General features: G+C 68.0%; 15 protein-coding genes. 10 read left to right on the forward strand and 5 right to left on the reverse strand.

What is annotated here, in order from left to right; genetic code table 11:
- Nucleotides 1-7: 7 nt before the first annotated feature.
- Nucleotides 8-904 carry a glutamate/aspartate ABC transporter substrate-binding protein gene (locus tag LGM89_RS01465; protein ID WP_226272078.1) on the reverse strand — a complete coding sequence of 299 codons (897 nt, stop codon included), beginning with the start codon at nucleotides 902-904 and terminating at the stop codon, nucleotides 8-10.
- 421 nt (nucleotides 905-1,325) lie between these two features.
- Between LGM89_RS01465 and LGM89_RS01470 the strand changes: the two genes are divergently transcribed.
- The 3 genes from LGM89_RS01470 (at nucleotide 1,326) to LGM89_RS01480 (ending at nucleotide 7,287) form a co-directional block, all read left to right on the forward strand.
- On the forward strand, nucleotides 1,326-2,978 hold the full coding sequence (locus tag LGM89_RS01470) for a S8 family peptidase (RefSeq protein WP_226272079.1): 1,653 nt from the start codon (nucleotides 1,326-1,328) through the stop codon (nucleotides 2,976-2,978).
- 719 nt (nucleotides 2,979-3,697) lie between these two features.
- The gene (gene mgtA / locus LGM89_RS01475) at nucleotides 3,698-6,463 is read left to right on the forward strand and encodes a magnesium-translocating P-type ATPase (RefSeq protein ID WP_089496742.1); all 2,766 of its coding nucleotides are present in this window, start codon (nucleotides 3,698-3,700) and stop codon (nucleotides 6,461-6,463) included.
- Between the two features lie 80 nt (nucleotides 6,464-6,543).
- On the forward strand, nucleotides 6,544-7,287 hold the full coding sequence (locus tag LGM89_RS01480) for a transporter (protein WP_226272080.1): 744 nt from the start codon (nucleotides 6,544-6,546) through the stop codon (nucleotides 7,285-7,287).
- 58 nt (nucleotides 7,288-7,345) lie between these two features.
- Here the strand turns inward: LGM89_RS01480 and LGM89_RS01485 are convergent, their stop codons facing one another.
- Both LGM89_RS01485 and LGM89_RS01490 read right to left on the reverse strand, forming a co-directional pair.
- Nucleotides 7,346-7,630 carry a transcriptional regulator gene (locus LGM89_RS01485; protein ID WP_226272081.1) on the reverse strand — a complete coding sequence of 95 codons (285 nt, stop codon included), beginning with the start codon at nucleotides 7,628-7,630 and terminating at the stop codon, nucleotides 7,346-7,348.
- Between the two features lie 79 nt (nucleotides 7,631-7,709).
- A complete protein-coding gene (locus LGM89_RS01490; RefSeq protein WP_089496739.1) occupies nucleotides 7,710-8,585 on the reverse strand; it encodes a LysR family transcriptional regulator in 876 nt (291 codons plus the stop codon).
- Between the two features lie 51 nt (nucleotides 8,586-8,636).
- Here LGM89_RS01490 and LGM89_RS01495 point away from each other — a divergent pair, with 51 nt between their 5' ends.
- The 6 genes from LGM89_RS01495 to LGM89_RS01520 all read left to right on the forward strand — a co-directional run bounded on the left by LGM89_RS01495 (nucleotide 8,637) and on the right by LGM89_RS01520 (nucleotide 13,167).
- Nucleotides 8,637-8,936, forward strand: coding sequence for a hypothetical protein (locus tag LGM89_RS01495; RefSeq protein WP_226202927.1), 300 nt, complete (start codon nucleotides 8,637-8,639; stop codon nucleotides 8,934-8,936).
- 241 nt (nucleotides 8,937-9,177) lie between these two features.
- Entirely contained in the window at nucleotides 9,178-10,278 is a 1,101-nt protein-coding gene (locus LGM89_RS01500; RefSeq protein ID WP_226272082.1) for a serine hydrolase, read from the forward strand.
- A 44-nt stretch (nucleotides 10,279-10,322) separates the two neighbouring features.
- On the forward strand, nucleotides 10,323-10,556 hold the full coding sequence (locus LGM89_RS01505; RefSeq protein ID WP_089496736.1) for a hypothetical protein: 234 nt from the start codon (nucleotides 10,323-10,325) through the stop codon (nucleotides 10,554-10,556).
- A gap of 73 nt (nucleotides 10,557-10,629) precedes the next feature.
- Complete coding sequence (locus LGM89_RS01510; RefSeq protein ID WP_089496735.1) at nucleotides 10,630-11,085, forward strand: MarR family winged helix-turn-helix transcriptional regulator; 456 nt, start codon at nucleotides 10,630-10,632, stop codon at nucleotides 11,083-11,085.
- 67 nt (nucleotides 11,086-11,152) lie between these two features.
- Entirely contained in the window at nucleotides 11,153-11,716 is a 564-nt protein-coding gene (locus LGM89_RS01515) for an isochorismatase family protein (protein ID WP_089496734.1), read from the forward strand.
- Entirely contained in the window at nucleotides 11,713-13,167 is a 1,455-nt protein-coding gene (locus LGM89_RS01520; protein WP_226272083.1) for a DHA2 family efflux MFS transporter permease subunit, read from the forward strand. The genes LGM89_RS01515 and LGM89_RS01520 overlap by 4 nt, the downstream gene beginning before the upstream one ends.
- 51 nt (nucleotides 13,168-13,218) lie before the next feature.
- Here the strand turns inward: LGM89_RS01520 and LGM89_RS01525 are convergent, their stop codons facing one another.
- Entirely contained in the window at nucleotides 13,219-13,818 is a 600-nt protein-coding gene (locus tag LGM89_RS01525) for a LysE family translocator (RefSeq protein WP_226272084.1), read from the reverse strand.
- Between the two features lie 95 nt (nucleotides 13,819-13,913).
- On the opposite strand from LGM89_RS01525, the gene LGM89_RS01530 reads away from it, so the two are divergent.
- Nucleotides 13,914-14,789 carry a LysR substrate-binding domain-containing protein gene (locus tag LGM89_RS01530; protein WP_226272085.1) on the forward strand — a complete coding sequence of 292 codons (876 nt, stop codon included), beginning with the start codon at nucleotides 13,914-13,916 and terminating at the stop codon, nucleotides 14,787-14,789.
- Between the two features lie 12 nt (nucleotides 14,790-14,801).
- On the opposite strand, the gene LGM89_RS01535 is transcribed toward LGM89_RS01530, so the two are convergent.
- Complete coding sequence (locus tag LGM89_RS01535) at nucleotides 14,802-16,520, reverse strand: SulP family inorganic anion transporter (protein ID WP_226272086.1); 1,719 nt, start codon at nucleotides 16,518-16,520, stop codon at nucleotides 14,802-14,804.
- Nucleotides 16,521-16,946: the final 426 nt, after the last annotated feature.

The following is a 16,946-nucleotide window of genomic DNA, read 5'->3' on the forward strand; positions in this document are numbered from 1 at the left end:
GGCCGAATCAATACTGCGCCTGATCCGTCGGATTCCTGAACAGCTGCTTCATCTCCGCCGACAGCGGATAGTTCAGGCTCACGCCCTTGGGCGGAATCGGCTGCGTGAACCACTGGTTGTAGAGCTTCTCGGCCGCGCCCGACGTCTGCATCTTCGCGATCACACCGTCGACCACGTGCTTGAACGCCGGATCGTCCCTGCGCATCATGCACGCGTAGTTCTCATGGACGAGCGGCGTGCCCGTCACCGTGTACGCGCCCGGGTTGCGGTCCTTCGCGATCTCGCCGTACAGCAGCGGCTCGTCCATCACGAACGCCACCGCGCGCCCGGTCGTGACGTTCATGAACGCTTCGGCATGATCCTTTGCGCTGATGATCGTCATGTTCATCGCCTTCTCTTCGTTGAGCTTGCGCAGCAGGCGCTCGTCCGACGTGCCGGCCGTCGTCGCGACCGTCTTGCCGGCCAGGTCCGCGAAGTCCTTCACGCCGGAATCCTTGCGCGTGCTGAAGCGGATGCCATAAAGAAAGATGCTGTTCGAGAACGCGGCCTGCTTCTGCCGTTCGAGCGTGTTCGTCGTCGATCCGCATTCGAAATCGATCGTCCCGTTCTGCAACAGCGGAATCCGGTTCTGCGACGTGATCGGGATTTCCTTCACGGCGAGGTTCGGCGCGTTCAGTTCCGTCCTCAACTGGTCGATGATGCGCGACGCGATGTCCCGCGAATAGCCGATGTTCTTCTGCTGGTTGTCCGAATACGAGAACGGCACCGACGATTCGCGAATGCCCAGCGACACGACGCCCGTGTCCTTGATCTTCTTCAGCGTGCCGGTGAGGGCCTGCGCGTGCGCGGCGCCCGCCAGCGCACAGGACAGCGTAACGGCCAGCCAGCGTAAGCGGCGATCCATGCCTTTCTCCTGACGAAACGTTGATCGAATCGCGATCGTACGCCCGACAAAATTCGCGTCGCATCAGGGAAAGCGTAATCAACCTTCCACGGCGACCGGGCCGTGAAAGATGTTTTCCGTACCGCGCAAATGTACCCGCGCCGCACGTGTCGCCCGACCAACCGCGCACGGACTCGCCCCACCTTCTGTGCCACGCGTTCCAAACACGTGTTCATGCTGCAGCGCAGCAACGTAATCGTTTGCGCCCGCCCCGGTTTTTCTCGTGAAACGCACTCAAGAAGCCGCCGCGCTGGCCGTTACCCAGTGCATGGCGCGTCGCAGCAACCTGGCTGCAACCGTCAGACAAAAAAGACAAGGTCCGGGTCAGCCGGACCAGCGCCACCGCCGGCACGACGGTTATCTACGAGGATCGAGTTTCAACATGAGAACCAAGCGTTTCAATTTCGCGCTGGCGCGCTCCGCACATGCGCGCATGCTCGCCGGCATGCTGTCCGCCGCCGCCCTCCTGCCCCTCGCCGGTTGCGGCGGTGGAGGCGGCGGCGACGGCAGCAACCCGTCTTCTTCCAACGCAGCGCCTGCCCCTGCCCCCGCGCCGTCTCCCGCGCCCTCCAATCCCACGGCCCCGCCCGCGTCTTCCGGCAGCAATGCGTGCACGACGCAGCAGGCCGCCGTGCAGATGGCCGCGCAGACCGCGCCGACCGAACCGCCGATCGATCACCTGATCGTCAAGCTGAAGACGCTGACGGCCACGCGTGCGATGGCGGCCATCGACAACGGGACGCGGCTCGACGCGGTGATCCAGCGCTCGCTGACGCGCTGGACGGCGCCGGTCGCCGGCAGCGCACGTGCGTACGCGAGCACGGTCGGGCAAACGCCGGTGAACGTGCAGGTCGAGCGGACGATCTCGAACGGCGCGACCGTGCTGTCGCTCGGCCAGCGCATGGCCGCCACCGACGCAGCCGCGCTCGCGCAGGCATTCGCGGCCGATTCCGACGTCGACTACGCGGAACCGGATCATCCGATGCAGATCCGCGACACGCCGAGCGACCCGCTCTACAGCCAGCAGTGGTACCTGTCCGACCCGACCGCAGGGATCAACCTGCCGCCCGCGTGGAGCGTGACCAAGGGTTCGCCGACCGTCGTCACGGCCGTGCTCGACACGGGCTACCGGCCGCACGCCGACCTCGTCGGCAACATCCTGTCCGGCTACAGCTTCATCAGCAACGTCAACACCAGCAACAACGGCCTGACCCGCAGCCCTGACGCAACCGACCCGGGTGACTGGGTCACGCAGCAGGAACTCGACAACGCAAACGGTCCGTACTATCACTGCGCGAGCCAGCCGAGCGACAGCAGCTGGCACGGCACCCGTGTGATGGGCGTGATCGGCGCGACCGCCAACAACGGCACCGGCATCGCCGGCGTGTCGTGGCTCGGCCAGATCCTGCCGGTGCGCGTGCTCGGCAAGTGCGGCGGCACGACGAGCGACATCGCCGACGGGATGCGCTGGGCTGCCGGCATCGCGGTGAACGGCGTGCCGAACAACCCGCGTCCCGCGAAGGTCATCAACCTGAGCCTCGGTGGGGTCGGCGCGTGCAGCTCGACGTTCCAGCAGGCCATCGACGACGTGACCGCGAAGGGCGTGACCGTCATCGTCGCCGCCGGCAACGACGGCCTGTCGACCGGGCTCGACCAGCCCGCGAACTGCCGCGGCGTGATCAGCGTCGGCGCCACCGACGCAACCGGCCGCCGCGCGTCGTTCAGCAACTTCGGCCCCGATGTCTCGCTGAGCGCGCCGGGCGTCAACATCCTGTCGACGTCGAATACCGGCACGACGACCCCGGGCTCGGACACCTACGGCCTCGCGAACGGCACCAGCCTCGCCACGCCGCAAGTGACGGGGGTTGCCGCGCTGATGTTGTCGGTGAACGGCAACCTCACGCCCGCGCAGATCCAGCAGAAGCTGCAGGGCGGCACGCGCACGGCCAAGCTCGCGGCCGGCACGTCGTGCACCGCGATGCCGGCGGGCTCGGGCATCCTCGATGCAGGGGCCGCCGTCGCATCGGCTCACTGATACGCCACCCTGCTTCGACGCGGCCGCGCGCATGCCGATATCGCATGCGCGCGGCTGTTTCATTGGCGTCGATCCGACGGCGCGCCGCGCACCCATCACCCCGATTACGTTTCTCGAAATAACGACTGACAAAAGGGTTGACGCTTCGCACAGCGACCCATTACCATCGCTCCCGTCTAATTACATGGAGTGTTCTGTGAACACCGATGCGAGTTGTAGTTGGTCCTCGACCAACTTGACTGCTGCCTGAGGAAAACGCGCAGAGCCTCGTCTTCTGCCGCATCCCGGGAAGCAGGATGCGGCGTCCTTCCGGCCTGACTTGACTGGCCAGATCTCCCGCCGAATTTTCATGGTTGTCGAATGCACGCGATGCGCCGTCGCGCGCGTGCGTTCGTGTTGCGCGCAGCGTCAGCCGCGTGCGTTTTCCGTTCGCGTGCCGTCCGGCCTCGCGCCTTCGTGCGTGCGTCGCCGTCGATCGCCCGTGCCGACTATCCGCAACCGACAGGAGTGCAGATGAACTCAGACGACAGTAGTCGATTACCGCTCGCCGGTGCGACGCTGCGCATCGCCCCTCCGGCCGCACCGCACGCGCCGGCGAGCATTCCCGCCTTCACCGATTCACAGCCGATCGCGCCTGACGCGACGCGGCGGGGAGCGCTCGTGCGTCGATAACGTCACGGTCGCTCCCCGCCCGCCGCCTCGTGCGCAAGGAGCGACTCATGACGACACGACACAACACATCGCACAAGAAACAGCGCGGCTTCATCAAGGCCGGCGGCGCCCAGCAGAACGATCCGCGCATCATGCGCGCCGCGCAGGAAGCGGCCCGCCCGCTCGAAGAGACGCTGAAGTCGCTGAACACCAGCACGCGCGGCCTCACCTATGACCAGGCCGCCGACCGCCTGCAGCACTACGGCCCGAACGAAATCGCGCACGACAAGCCGCCGCACTGGACCCGCCAGTTGCTGCTCTCGTTCCACAACCCGTTCGTCTACGTGCTGCTGGTACTCGCCGCCATCAGCTTCTTCACCGACGTCTACTTCGCCGCGCCCGACGATCGCGACTACGTCGGCATGACGATCCTGCTGACGATGGTCACGATCAGCGCGCTACTGCGCTTCGTGCAGGAATTCCGTTCGCTGCGCGCGGCCGAGAAGCTGAAGGCGATGGTCCGCACGACGGCCACCGTGCAGCGCGCCATGACCGACACGTCCGAGCCGACACGTCGCGACGTGCCGATGCGCGAAGTCGTGGCCGGAGACATCGTGCACCTGTCGGCCGGCGACATGATCCCGGCGGACGTGCGCCTGCTCGCGTCGCGCGACCTGTTCATCAGCCAGGCCGTGCTGACCGGCGAGGCGCTGCCCGTCGAGAAGTACGACACGCTCGGTGCGGTCGCCGGCAAATCCGCCAGCACGCGCGCGGCCGACTCCGCGACCGATACGTCGGCATCGCTGCTCGATCTCGAGAACGTCTGCTTCATGGGCACCAACGTCGTCAGCGGCACGGCGACGGCCGTCGTCGTCGCGACCGGCGAGGACACCTACTTCGGCTCGCTCGCGCGCAACGTCGTGAGCCACAAGCGCATCGAGACGAGCTTCGACCGCGGCGTCGCGAGCGTGAGCTGGCTGCTGATCAAGTTCATGTTCGTGATGGTGCCGATCGTGTTCATGATCAACGGGCTGACCAAGGGCGACTGGCTGAGCGCGCTCACGTTCGCCCTCGCGGTGGCCGTGGGCCTCACGCCGGAGATGCTGCCGATGATCGTCAGCGCGAACCTCGCGCGCGGCGCGGTGGCGATGGCGCGCCGCAAGGTCGTCGTCAAGCGGCTGAATTCGGTGCAGAACTTCGGCGCGATGGACGTGCTGTGCACCGACAAGACCGGCACGCTCACGCAGGACAAGATCATCCTCGAGCATCACCTCGACCTGTCAGGCTACAAGGACGAGGAGATCCTGCGGCTCGGCTGGCTGAACAGCTTCCACCAGAGCGGCCAGAAGAACCTGATCGACATCGCGGTCGTCGCGCGTGCCGACGAGATCGGCGAGCGCGTGAAGCCGCAGGGCTACAAGAAGATCGACGAGCTGCCGTTCGACTTCGTGCGGCGCCGCCTGTCGGTCGTCGTCGAGGACAGGCACGGCACGCACCTGCTGATCTGCAAGGGCGCGGTCGAGGAAATGCTGGCCGTCTCCACGCACGTGCAGGACGAGGACGGCGTGCGCCCGCTCGACTTCGTCGCGCGAAAGCGACTGCTCGAACAGGCCAGCGCCTACAACGAGGACGGCTTCCGCGTGCTCGTGCTCGCCACGCGCACGATCCCGCGCGGCGACGAGCGCCAGCAGTACCGCACCGCCGACGAACACGACCTCGTCGTGCGCGGCTTCCTGACCTTCCTCGATCCGCCGAAGGAATCGGCCGCGCCGGCGCTCGCCGCGCTGCGCGAGAACGGCGTCGCGGTGAAGGTGCTGACGGGCGACAACCCGGTCGTCACGATGAAGGTGTGCCGCCAGGTCGGCCTCGAACCCGGCAAGCCGATCCTCGGTACGGAAATCGAAGCGCTCGACGACGCGACGCTCGCGGAAGTCGTCGAACGCACCACCGTGTTCGCGAAGCTCACGCCGCTGCAGAAGGCGCGCATCGTCAAGGCGCTGCAGGCGAACGGCCATACGGTCGGCTTCCTCGGCGACGGCATCAACGATGCACCCGCGCTGCGCGACGCCGACGTCGGCATCTCGGTCGACAGCGGCGCCGACATCGCGAAGGAAACCGCCGACATCATCCTGCTCGAAAAGAGCCTGATGGTGCTCGAGGAAGGCGTGATCAAAGGCCGCGAGACATTCGGCAACATCCTCAAGTACCTGAACATGACCGCCAGCTCGAACTTCGGCAACGTGTTCTCGGTGCTCGTCGCCAGCGCGTTCCTGCCGTGGGAGCCGATGCTCGCGACGCAGCTGCTCGTGCTGAACCTGATCTACGACACGTCGCAGATGCTGCTGCCGTGGGACAAGATGGATCCCGAGTTCCTGAAGAAGCCCCGCAAGTGGGAAGCCGGCAACATCAGCCGCTTCATGCTGTGGGTCGGGCCGACGTCGTCGGTGTTCGACATCACGACGTACATCCTGATGTGGACGGTGTTCGGCGCGGGTGCGATGTATCACCTGAACGGCGGCACCGGCGGCCAGATCGTGATGAACTCGGGCTGGTTCATCGAGAGCCTGGTATCGCAGACGCTCGTCGTGCACCTGCTGCGCACGCAGAAGATCCCGTTCCTGCAGAGCACGGCCGCGCTGCCGGTGCTGCTGTCGACGTTCACCGCGATCGCGATCGGCTGCTGGCTGCCGTTCTCGCCGTTCGCCGAATCCCTCGGCTTCATGCACCTGCCGGGCACCTTCTGGCTGTGGCTCGCCGCGACGATGGTCGGCTACATCCTGCTCGCGCAGATCGTCAAGACGATCTACGTGCGCCGCTACAAGCAGTGGTTCTGAGCTTCCCCGCTTGAAGGCGTCGTGCCAGCCCGCGCCACCCGCGCGGGCCGGCAGGCACGCCACGCACGACAGGTGACCCCATGAAAAGAATGCTTCCGCTCGCAGCCGCGAGCGCCTTCCTCGCGCCGTTCGACGCGTTCGCCACCCACCCGCTCGTCAGCGACGACACGAGCACGCAGGGCAACGCGAACTGGCAGTTCGAATTCAACGCCGAGGAAACCTCGAAACAGGAAGAAAACGGCCGCCATCAGCTGTGGAACGCGACGCTCACGCGCGGGTTCGGCGAACACGTCGATCTCTACGTGAACGCGCCTTACACGCATCTGCAAACCCGAACCGATGAAAACGGCGCCGGAATCGGCGATGTCGAGATCGGCATGAAATGGCGGTTCGTCGAACGCGGTCCGCTGTCGATCGCGCTGAAGCCGAAAGTGACGACGCCGACCGGCAACGACCGGCGCGGGCTCGGCACCGGCCGCGTGGGCGCCGGCGCAACGCTGCTCGCGCAGCTCGACGTCGCGCGGTTTTCGTTCCTCGCGAATGCGGGCATGACGTATCAGCCGAATCGCCAGGGCGACCGGACGTCGATCTGGGCCGTGTCGGGCGCGGCGATCTACAAAGCGACCGACACGCTGCAGATCGTGGCCGACATCGGCACGTCGCGCCACACGGCAAGTGGTGCCGGCACGAATCCCGCCTTCGTGATCGCGGGCGCGATCTATTCGCCGAAGCCGTGGCTCGATCTCGACCTTGGCTACCGGCGCGGGCTGAACGACCAGACCTACGATCATTCGGTGATGGGCGGCGTGACGGTGCGGTGGTAACGCATCGACGCCGCGCGTCGAACCGCAAGACGACGGGCCGCTTCCAGCGGCCCGTTTTTCATTGCGCGTCGTTCGCGCCGAACAGTTGCGCGCACACCGCGCGCCCTTCGTCGGTCAGCGCGGCGCTGCCGGTACCGTCCTCGTTCAGCGTCGTCGCGCTCAGGCCCGCGGCATCGAGCTGCGTGAGCGCGCGGCGCAGCGTGCTCATCGGCAGCTGCGTGCGTTTCGCGATCTTCGGCAGCGACCAGGCCTTGCCGGCCGGATCGCTGGCGGCGTCGTTCAGCGTCGCGAGCGTCGCGACGAGTGCGGGATCGAGCGGGGCGTCGTCGGATTCTGAAGTCATGGGTGGCAGTTGGTGAGCGAGACTGGGGCTTGCGATCGGGCGACCGCTGCCGGCTGAGGACACTATACCGCTTCGTCCCTCATGCATTCCTGATCGCAGCACGCATGAACGACACGAAGCGTGTGGTGACGGGATCGTCGCGATCCGATAGCCATGCGAGCCCGACGCGCCACTTCGCATCCCGGCCGTCGAGCGGCAATACCGTCGCGTCGCGCAGCAGATATTGCGCACGCGACGGAATGAACGCGACGCCCGCGCCGGCCGCGACCGACGCGAGCACCGACTGCACGTCCTCGGCCTGCTGCGTCACGTGCGGCACGAAGCGGCGCTCGACGCACCACCGGTCGACCTGCGCGGCCAACCCTTGGCCGCGTGCGCGCTGCAACGCGATGAAGCCAATCTCGTTGAGCGTGCCGAGATCGGCCGGCACGCGCTTCAGGCCGAGATGCGGCGGCACCGCCAGCGCCAGCGCCTCGTCGATCACCTTGAACGACGACAAACCTTCGTCCGACGGCAGACGCAGAAATCCCGCATCGAGCTTGCCCGCGCGCAACCGGCGCGTCTGCTCCGCGGACGACAGGTCGCTCAACGTAACGGCAATGCCGGGATTCCGGCTGCGAAATTCCGCGACGAGCTTCGGGACGAGCGTCAGCACCGACAGGCAGATGCCCAGCCGCAAATGGCCGCGCTGCCCGCTCGACAGCTCACGCGCGCGGGTGAGAATCTCGTCCGCATCGCGCACCAGCGCCTGTGCATCGGGCAGGAAGCGCTCGCCGAACGCGGTGAGTTCCGCGCCGTGCCGGCCGCGCTCGAACAGCTTGCCGCCGAGGCTCGCCTCGAGCGCGCCGATCTGCTTGCTCAGTGCCGGCTGGCTCATGTGCAGCGCATCGGCCGCGCGGCTGAAATGGCTCAGCTCGGTGACCGTCAGGAAGGTTCGCAGCAGTTTCAATTCCATTCTTAAAAGGAATCGTAATGATCGAAACATTCATTTTACCGATCGAATGCGATGACGTTCAATACGGACATGCCCTTTCAGGAATCGACCGCCATGTCTGTAGATCTCGTCTGTGAATGTCCGCCCGACGACACGTCGTGTGCACCGACCGCCCTCGATGAGCGCGCCGCAACGGCCGATCCGCGCGCGCCGAAACGTAGTGCCGTACGCGCCGACGGCCGCGGCCGCCGCTTTCGTTTCGGCGATGCGGTGGATGCGATGACCGCAACGAACGACGCGCCGCCGCGCCCCGTGACCGGCTCGATCGCGATCAGCTTCGCGGTGGTGTCGCGGCGTAACTGGCCGCGTTGAGCATCGGCGCTATCGATCCACGATCGCGCCGCGTATCGCGTCATATATCGAGCGACCTCAAGCGCGCAGGCCACTGCGCCCTCCTCGAATCACCGATCAGCGTCTCCCGATTTCACCGAATCGCGCATCTTTTCCCGCCTTCAATCGTCATCGCCCCGCGATCGACCGTATAATTTTCCGCATCCCGCCGACCACCACGCATTTCACGCAGCCTCGCCACGCGTGAAAAGGAGACTTTCGCTTGACCGGCCTCATCGCGCGCCTGCCTCTCGCCCGGACCATCCTGCTCGTCGCCCTGTCAATGCTGATGTTCGCCTTCTCGACGAACGCGTCGTCCGCACAACGTCACGCGCCGCAGCGCGTCGCGCATGGGCAGCCGCATGCAAAAAAGGTCGTCAAGAAAGCCGTCAAGAAAAAGCCCGCGCAGCGTAAGCAGAAGGCCGTCAAGCACCGCCGCCCGCGTGTGAAGCACCAGGCGGTCAAGCGTCACGCGGCACCGGCGCCGCAGCAGCGTCGCGCCAAGCGCACGACCGCCGTGCGCCCGCGCCCGGCGGCCGCCAGGCCGCGCCTGATGGCGAGCTGCGGCTACACCCCGCGCGCAGTCAACTCGCTCCACTCACGCGCCGCCTACGTGCTCAACGTCGACTCGGGCACGCCGCTGCTGGCCCGCAACGCACGCACGGTGCGGCCGATCGCGTCGATCTCGAAGCTGATGACGGCCGTCGTCGCGCGCGACGCGGATCGCCCGCTGAACGGCGTGCTGCGCGTCACCGCGCACGACCGCGACACGATCAAGTTCACCGGGTCGCGCCTGCAGGTCGGCTCGGAACTGTCGCGCCGCGAGATGTTCCATATCGCGCTGATGTCGTCGGAAAACCGTGCGGCCGCCGCGCTGAGCCGCGACTATCCGGGCGGACGCGCCGCGTTCGTCAAGGCGATGAACCGCGAAGCGCGCCGCCTCGGCATGCGCCATACGCACTTCCGCGAGCCCACCGGCCTGTCGCCGCACAACGTGTCGACGGCCGAGGATCTCGCGAAGCTCGTCGGTGCAGCGGCACAGGATCCGCTGATCCGCTATTTCTCGACGGATACGTCCACCACCGTGCGCCCGGGCGACGGCGAGCTGCTGTACGTGAATTCCGACCCGCTCGTCCGCTATCGCCGCCTGCCGATCCGGCTGCAGAAGACCGGCTTCATCAACGAGTCGGGGCACGGCGTCGTGATGCGCATGCGCGTGAAGGGCCGCCGCGAAACGGTCGTGCTGCTCGGTGCGCCGACACGCGCGGGCGTCTCGAGCGATGCCATCAAGATCCACCGCTGGCTGTCCTGCTCGATCCAGTAAGCGCGCACGGGCGGCCGGCGCGTCCATCCTCACGGAGCGATGCCATGCAGGACGAATACCGCTTCAACGCATTTGGCCGGCTACTCGCCGTCGTCCGCAAGGACGACCGCTGGATCGTGTTCGCGCTCGGCGCCGAAGGCAAGCGGCGCCCGGCAGACCTGCACATTCCGGCCGCGCTTGCCGCCGACGAACTCGCGCAATACCTCGGTGACCTGCTGCACGAGAACGCGACCCCGCGATACAGCGAAGTCGTACCGGTCCCGCTCCCCGGCGCGTAACCACCCACCCGGCCACACCGCGATCCGGCGATCAATTTAACAGTTAAACTTGCAAGTTTAACTGTCGTGTCCTATGATCCGCCGCATGAACCCGCCACGCAAATCCGGCGTTTCCGCCGATATCGTCGCCGCCGATCTGACCCTCGCGGTCGGCCAGTTGATCCGCCGGCTCCGCTCCGAAATCGAATCCGGCGGGCTCGGCATGTCGCAGACGAGTGCGCTCGCGCGGCTCCAGCGACACGGGCCGATGACGACCGCCGACCTCGCGCGCGCCGAAGCGATGAAGCCGCAGTCGATGAAGGCAACGCTTGCGAGCCTCGAGGAAGACGGTCTCGTCGAACGCGAACCGCATCCGACCGACGGTCGGCAGATCCTGTTCCGACTGACCGCGGCCGGCCTCGACGCACGGCTCAAACGCAACGCCGCGAAACACCAGTGGCTCGGCGCCGCGATCGCGCAGCTCGATCCCGAAGACATCGCCACGCTCGCCGCCGCGATCCCGCTGATCCGCCGCATCGGCGAGCAATGAATCCGGCCGGCGCGCCCGGCGGCATTCGCGCGCACGGCTTCCTTCGTCCCTTTCACGGAGTCCCATCATGAGCGCAACCCGTCTCGACACGAACACGGCACTCGTCGTCATCGACCTGCAGAAAGGCATCGTCGCCCTCCCCACCGCGCACCCGGTCGAACCGGTGATCGCGCACACCCGCACGCTGCTCGACGCATTCCGCAGCCGCGGCCTGCCGGTCGTGCTGGTCAACGTCGCGGGCGGCGCACCGGGTCGCACCGAGCAACCGCCGCGCACGGCACAGCTCCCGGCCGACTGGGCAGAGCTCGTGCCCGAACTGGACCGGCAGCCGGGCGACCACCTCGTGACGAAAAAGACCTGGGGCGCCTTCACCGGCACCGACCTCGACGCGCACCTGAAGGCCGCCGGCGTCACGCAGATCGTGCTGACCGGCGTCGCGACGAGCATCGGCGTCGAATCGACCGCACGGCAGGCGCATGAACTCGGCTACAACGTCACGCTCGCCATTGACGCGATGACCGACCTCAACGCCGACGCGCACGTGAACAGCATCGAGCGTCTGTTCCCGCGCCTCGGCGAGACGGGCACGACGCAGGACATCGTCGCGCTGCTCGACCGGCGCGGCGCGTGAGCGATCCACGCAATCGGCCGGCGCGGGCCCCCGCGGCCGGCCGGCTCGATCCGTCGATCTGGAAGGTCAGCGCGGTCGCGGTGCTGGGCTCGTTGCTGTCGCAACTCGACGCGACGATCGTCAACGTGTCGCTGTCGAGTCTCGCGACCGACCTGCACGCGAACCTCGCGACGATCCAGTGGGTGACGAGCGGCTACCTGCTCGCGCTCACGCTGGTGCTGCCGCTGAACGGCTGGCTCGTCGACCGGATCGGCGCGAAGGCGCTCTATCTGTGGTGCTTCTCGGCGTTCACGCTCACGTCGGCGCTGTGCGGGCTCGCGTGGTCCGCGCCGTCGCTGATCGCGTTCCGCGTGCTGCAAGGCGTGAGCGGCGGGCTGCTCGCGCCGATGGCGCAGATGATGATCGCGCGCGTCGCCGGCCAGCAGATGGCGCGCGTGATCGGCTACGCGGCCGTGCCGGTGCTGCTCGCGCCGATCCTCGGCCCGGTCGTTGCCGGCGCGATCCTGCAGCACACGTCGTGGCGCTGGCTGTTTCTCGTGAACCTGCCCGTCGGCGTGCTGGCGCTCGCGCTGGCCGCGCGGTTCCTGCCCGGCGACCGCGACGACACGCAGCCGCGCGAACTCGACTGGGTTGGCCTCGCGCTGCTGTCGCCGGGGCTCGTGCTGTTCCTGTACGGGATCGAGCGGATCAACGAAGCGCTCGGCATCGCGGCGATCGTCGCGGCCGCGCTGTTGCTCGCGGCGTTCCTGCGGGTCGAAACGCGCAAGGGCGACCACGCGCTGATCGACCTGGCGCTGTTTCGCCGGAAGGTGTTCGGCGCGGCCGCGTCCACGCAGTTCCTGTCGAACGGCGCGCTGTTCGCGGGCCAGATGCTGATCCCGGTGTTCCTGATCCAGGCGTGCGGCCGCACGCCCGGCGAAATGGGCTGGCTGCTCGCGCCGATGGGGCTCGGCATGCTGGTTACCTACCCGTCGATGGGCACGCTCACGAGCCGGTTCGGCGTGCGCCGGCTGGCCGCCGCAGGCGCCCTGCTCGCGCTGTTCGCGACGCTGCCGTTCGTGTTTCTCGCGCTGACCGGCTACGATCCGATCCTGCTCGTGCCCGCGCTGTTCCTGCGCGGCATGGGCCAGAGCGCGATCGGCGCGCCGTCGATTTCCGCCGCGTATGCATCGGTCGAGCGCCGCAACCTGCCGATGGCGACGACCTCGCTCAATATCGTGCAGCGTCTCGGCGGCCCGACGTTCACGACGATCTGCTCGCTGTTCCTCGCGTGGCGGCTGCAGGCCGAATCGGTGGCGAGCGGCGGCACGCAGGCAAACGCGTATGCGTGGGCGTTCGGCCTGCTTTGCGTGCTGCACGCGGCAAGCTTCGTCACGACGCTGCGGCTGCCGTTGTGGTCGGCCGGTGCAGGCGGCAAACCTGCCGGCGTCGCGCGCGCCGGTTCGCGCTGACCGCGGGCGCCGCACCGCGCTACGTCACGCCGCGCCCCGCGCGCGGCGTGGCTACGGCAGCCACATCGGCACGATCGACGCCACCAGCAGCGCGCCGAGCCCGGCATTCAGCCAGCGCCACTGCCGCTCCGTACGCAGCACGCGCGCGAACAGCAGCCCGGCGAAACACCAGAGCGACAGCGACACCATCGCGGCCACGCCGAACGCCAGCCCGAGCAACACGCCGAGCCTCGCCGGGCCGGATGCAAGCGCGGCGAACGACGCGGCCGCGCCGAGCGTCATCGCCCAGCCTTTCGGGTTGTGCCAGAGCATCCAGACACCGCTGACGAACCCCTGCGGCCGGTGCACCGCGGCATCAAGCCGCGGCTTGCCGCCACGCCCGATACGGACGGCCAGCCACACGAGGTACACCGACCCGACCGCCTTCATCGCGAGCTGCAACGCGGGCCACGCCAGCAGCACGCCACCGAGCCCGGCGGCGGCAGCGGCCGCCATCGACGTCAGGCCGGCCGCGATGCCCGCCATCAGCGGCAGCGAACGCCGATAACCGAAATGCGCGCCCGAGGCAGTCGCGAGCGTCGTCGCGCCGCCCGGCGTCACGGTGGATACGATCACGAACAGCATCAACGGCAGGTAGTCGCGGAACGGCACGGAAGCTCCCGGTTGTCGTCGTCGAAGCCTCGTTTTACCCGCGACCTTCCCATTACGACAGCGAAATCTTTTTATGCCTGCCATTAGCGCTCATAATGCGTCGCATGGTACGCAATCTCGACATCGCGCTGCTGCGCGCCTTCGTCACGGTCGCCGAGCATCGCAGCATGACGGCGGCCAGCCGAGCGCTGCACCTGACGCAAGGCGCGATCAGCCAGCAGGTCGCACGGCTCGAAACGCTGTCCGGCCCGCTGTTCGTCCGCGAGCATCGCAACCTGCTGCTCACGGCGGACGGCGAGCGGCTGCTCGGGCAGGCGCGCCGGCTGCTCGCCGTGCACGATGCGCTGCTGACCGACCTGACGGCCGGCGCGGTCGAGGGCACAGTTCGCCTCGGTGCGCCGCAGGATCTCGTCGGCAGTTGCCTCGCGCCGATTCTCAAAGGCTATGCGCAGGCGCATCCGCGGGTCGCCCTCTCGCTCGTGTGCGCTGCGTCGCCGGAGCTGCGCCGCGGACTCACGCAGGGTGAACTCGACGTCGCGCTGATCGAGGCGCCGGTCGGGCCGTCACGCGGCGAGTGCATCGCCATCGACCGCCTGGTCTGGGTCGGCGCGAAAGGCGGCACCGCGTACCGGAACACGCCGCTGCCCGTGTCGATGGTCGCGCAGACCTGCGCGTTCCGCCCGACGGTGCTCGACGCGCTGCGCGGCTGCGATCGCGCGTGGCGCACCGTGTTCGAGAACGGCAGCATCGATGCGACAGCCGCGACCGTGCGCTCCGACCTCGCGGTGACGGCCTGGCTCGCGTCGACCGTACCGGCCGACCTCGACATCCTGCCGGCCGACAGCGGCCTGCCCGCGCTGCCGAACTTCGCGATCAACCTGCATCTGCCGCGCGGCCAGCGCACGCCGGCCGCGACGGAACTCGCCCGCCATCTGCGCAACGGCTTCGCGCGCGTGCGGGCGGCGGCCTAGCGCCCGCTCCCGCTACACGGTGCCCGGTTCCTGCGGCGCCGGCGTCGTGCCTGCAGCCTCCAGTGCCTGGTGCAGTGTCGGGAAGATGCACGACGCGCCGACGATCTCCGTGATCCGGTGACGATCCATGTCCGCGCGCAGGTAACGGTTGACGCGCCCGAACAGCACGCCGACCCCGCGGGCCTGCAGCATCTTGATGAGATCGGTCAGCGTCCGCGCGGCCGAGTAGTCGATATCGGTGATCGCGCCCGCATCGACGACGAACCAGCGCGTCGGCGCCGGCGCCGCCTCGACGAGCTCGGTCACTTCGGCGGTGAACAGATGATCGTTCGCGAAGAACAGGTCGGAGCCGAACCGGTAGACGATCAGCCCGGGCGCCGTCATCGCGCCTGGCCGCGTGGGCACCGGCTGCCACCGCCCGTTGCCGTCGACCGGTTCGAGCACCATCGTGTGCGGCTGGTAGCTGTGGCGCACGTGTCGCATCAGCGACAGCGCGACGGCCAGCAGGATGCCGTGCTCGACGCCGACCGTCACGACGGCGAGCGCCGTCACCAGCGCGAGCGTGAACTCGCCGGGGCTTTCCTTGCGGATCGCGGCGAGACTGCGCACGTTGATCAGCCCGAGCGCGATCGTGAACACGATGCCGGCCAGCACCGCATGCGGCAGGTACTGCAGATAGGTGCTGAAGAACAGCAGGACCACCGCCACCACGGCCGCGAATGCGAGGTGCCCGATCTGGCTGCGCACGCCCGCGCCGTCGGCCATCGCCGTCTGCGTCGGGCTGCCGTTGACGACGAACGCGCCGCCCACAGCCGCCGCCGCATTCGCGGCCGCGAGGCCGAGGATGTCGGCGTTGGTGTCGACCTCCTCGTCGTACTGCTGCGCGAATACGCGTGCGGCGGCCGCACTCTGCGCGATGATCATCACGAAGCAGGAAGCCGCGACCGGCACGAGATCGAGGCACTGCTGCCACGTGACGGACGGCCAGCGCAACGGCGGCAGCCCGCCGGCGACCGGCCCGAGCACCGCGATGCCGCGCGCGGCGAACCCGAACGCGTAGCTCGCGGCGATGCTGCCCACGACCACGATCATCGGCATCGGCACGCGCGGCAGGAACCGCTTGCACGCGAGAATCGCGACGACGACGAGCACCGCGAGCGCGAACGTCGGCCGGTTCGTGTGGACGAGATGCGTGACGACGTAGTCGAGCTGTGCCAGGCTGCGCGACGCCGGGTACGGCACGGCCAACCCGAGCATGTCGCCGAGCATCGCGATCGACACCTGCACGCCGACGCCGGCGAGAAAGCCGACCAGCACCGTGCGCGACAGGAAATCGGCGAGAAAGCCGAGTTTGAAGAGGCGTGCGAGCAGCAGCATCGCGGCGGTCAGCAGCGCGACCATGCCGGCCAGCGCCGCATACTCGGCGCTGCCGGCCGGCGCCATCGACGACAGCCGGCTCGCGAAGATCGTCGCGGTCGCGGAATCGGCGGCCACCACCAGATGCCGCGACGCGCCGAAGCACGCGAACGCGACGAGCGGCAGGAACACCGTGTAGAGGCCCGTGACGGCCGGCATGCCGGCGATGCGCGCATAGCCGAGCACCTGCGGGATATCCATCGACGCGAGCGACATGCCCGCGAACACGTCGCGGATGGCCCCGCCACGGCGGATCGGGAGGATGCCTTTCAGCAGCCGCACGCCTGGCGGGCGGCTTTCGTTGGAATCTTGCATGCGTGGAATGCGTGAATACGGAGTGGCGGGGTTCGCGAAGTCGTTCGTGCATCGTGCCCCGGGTAGCCATCACATGGCAAGTGCGCAAAGGTGGCACGTGTCGCTCACCGTCGGCGATGAGCCGCACGCGAAGGCGAGCGTCACACGCGCCGGCACGGGCGACGCCCGCATGATTGCATGGATCGCCGTTCACGCGCATCGAAGCGCGAAGGCCCGCTGGAGCGGGCCGCAGCCGATCCCCGGCCAGTGCGCAACGCATCCGGCCACGCGCGCGCGGCGGCTCGCGGTGATGCGCTTTCACCACCCGCCCTCACCCGATTACAGAGGAAGCCTATGCAATGGTGAGGAGGTTCGGGAGCCGCGCACCATGCACTCGCGGTAACGCACCCGGAACCCGATGGCACAATCACGGTCCCTTTCATGTGC

The sequence above is a fragment of the Burkholderia sp. AU31624 genome, from assembly GCF_020420065.1.
GTDB lineage: Bacteria > Pseudomonadota > Gammaproteobacteria > Burkholderiales > Burkholderiaceae > Burkholderia.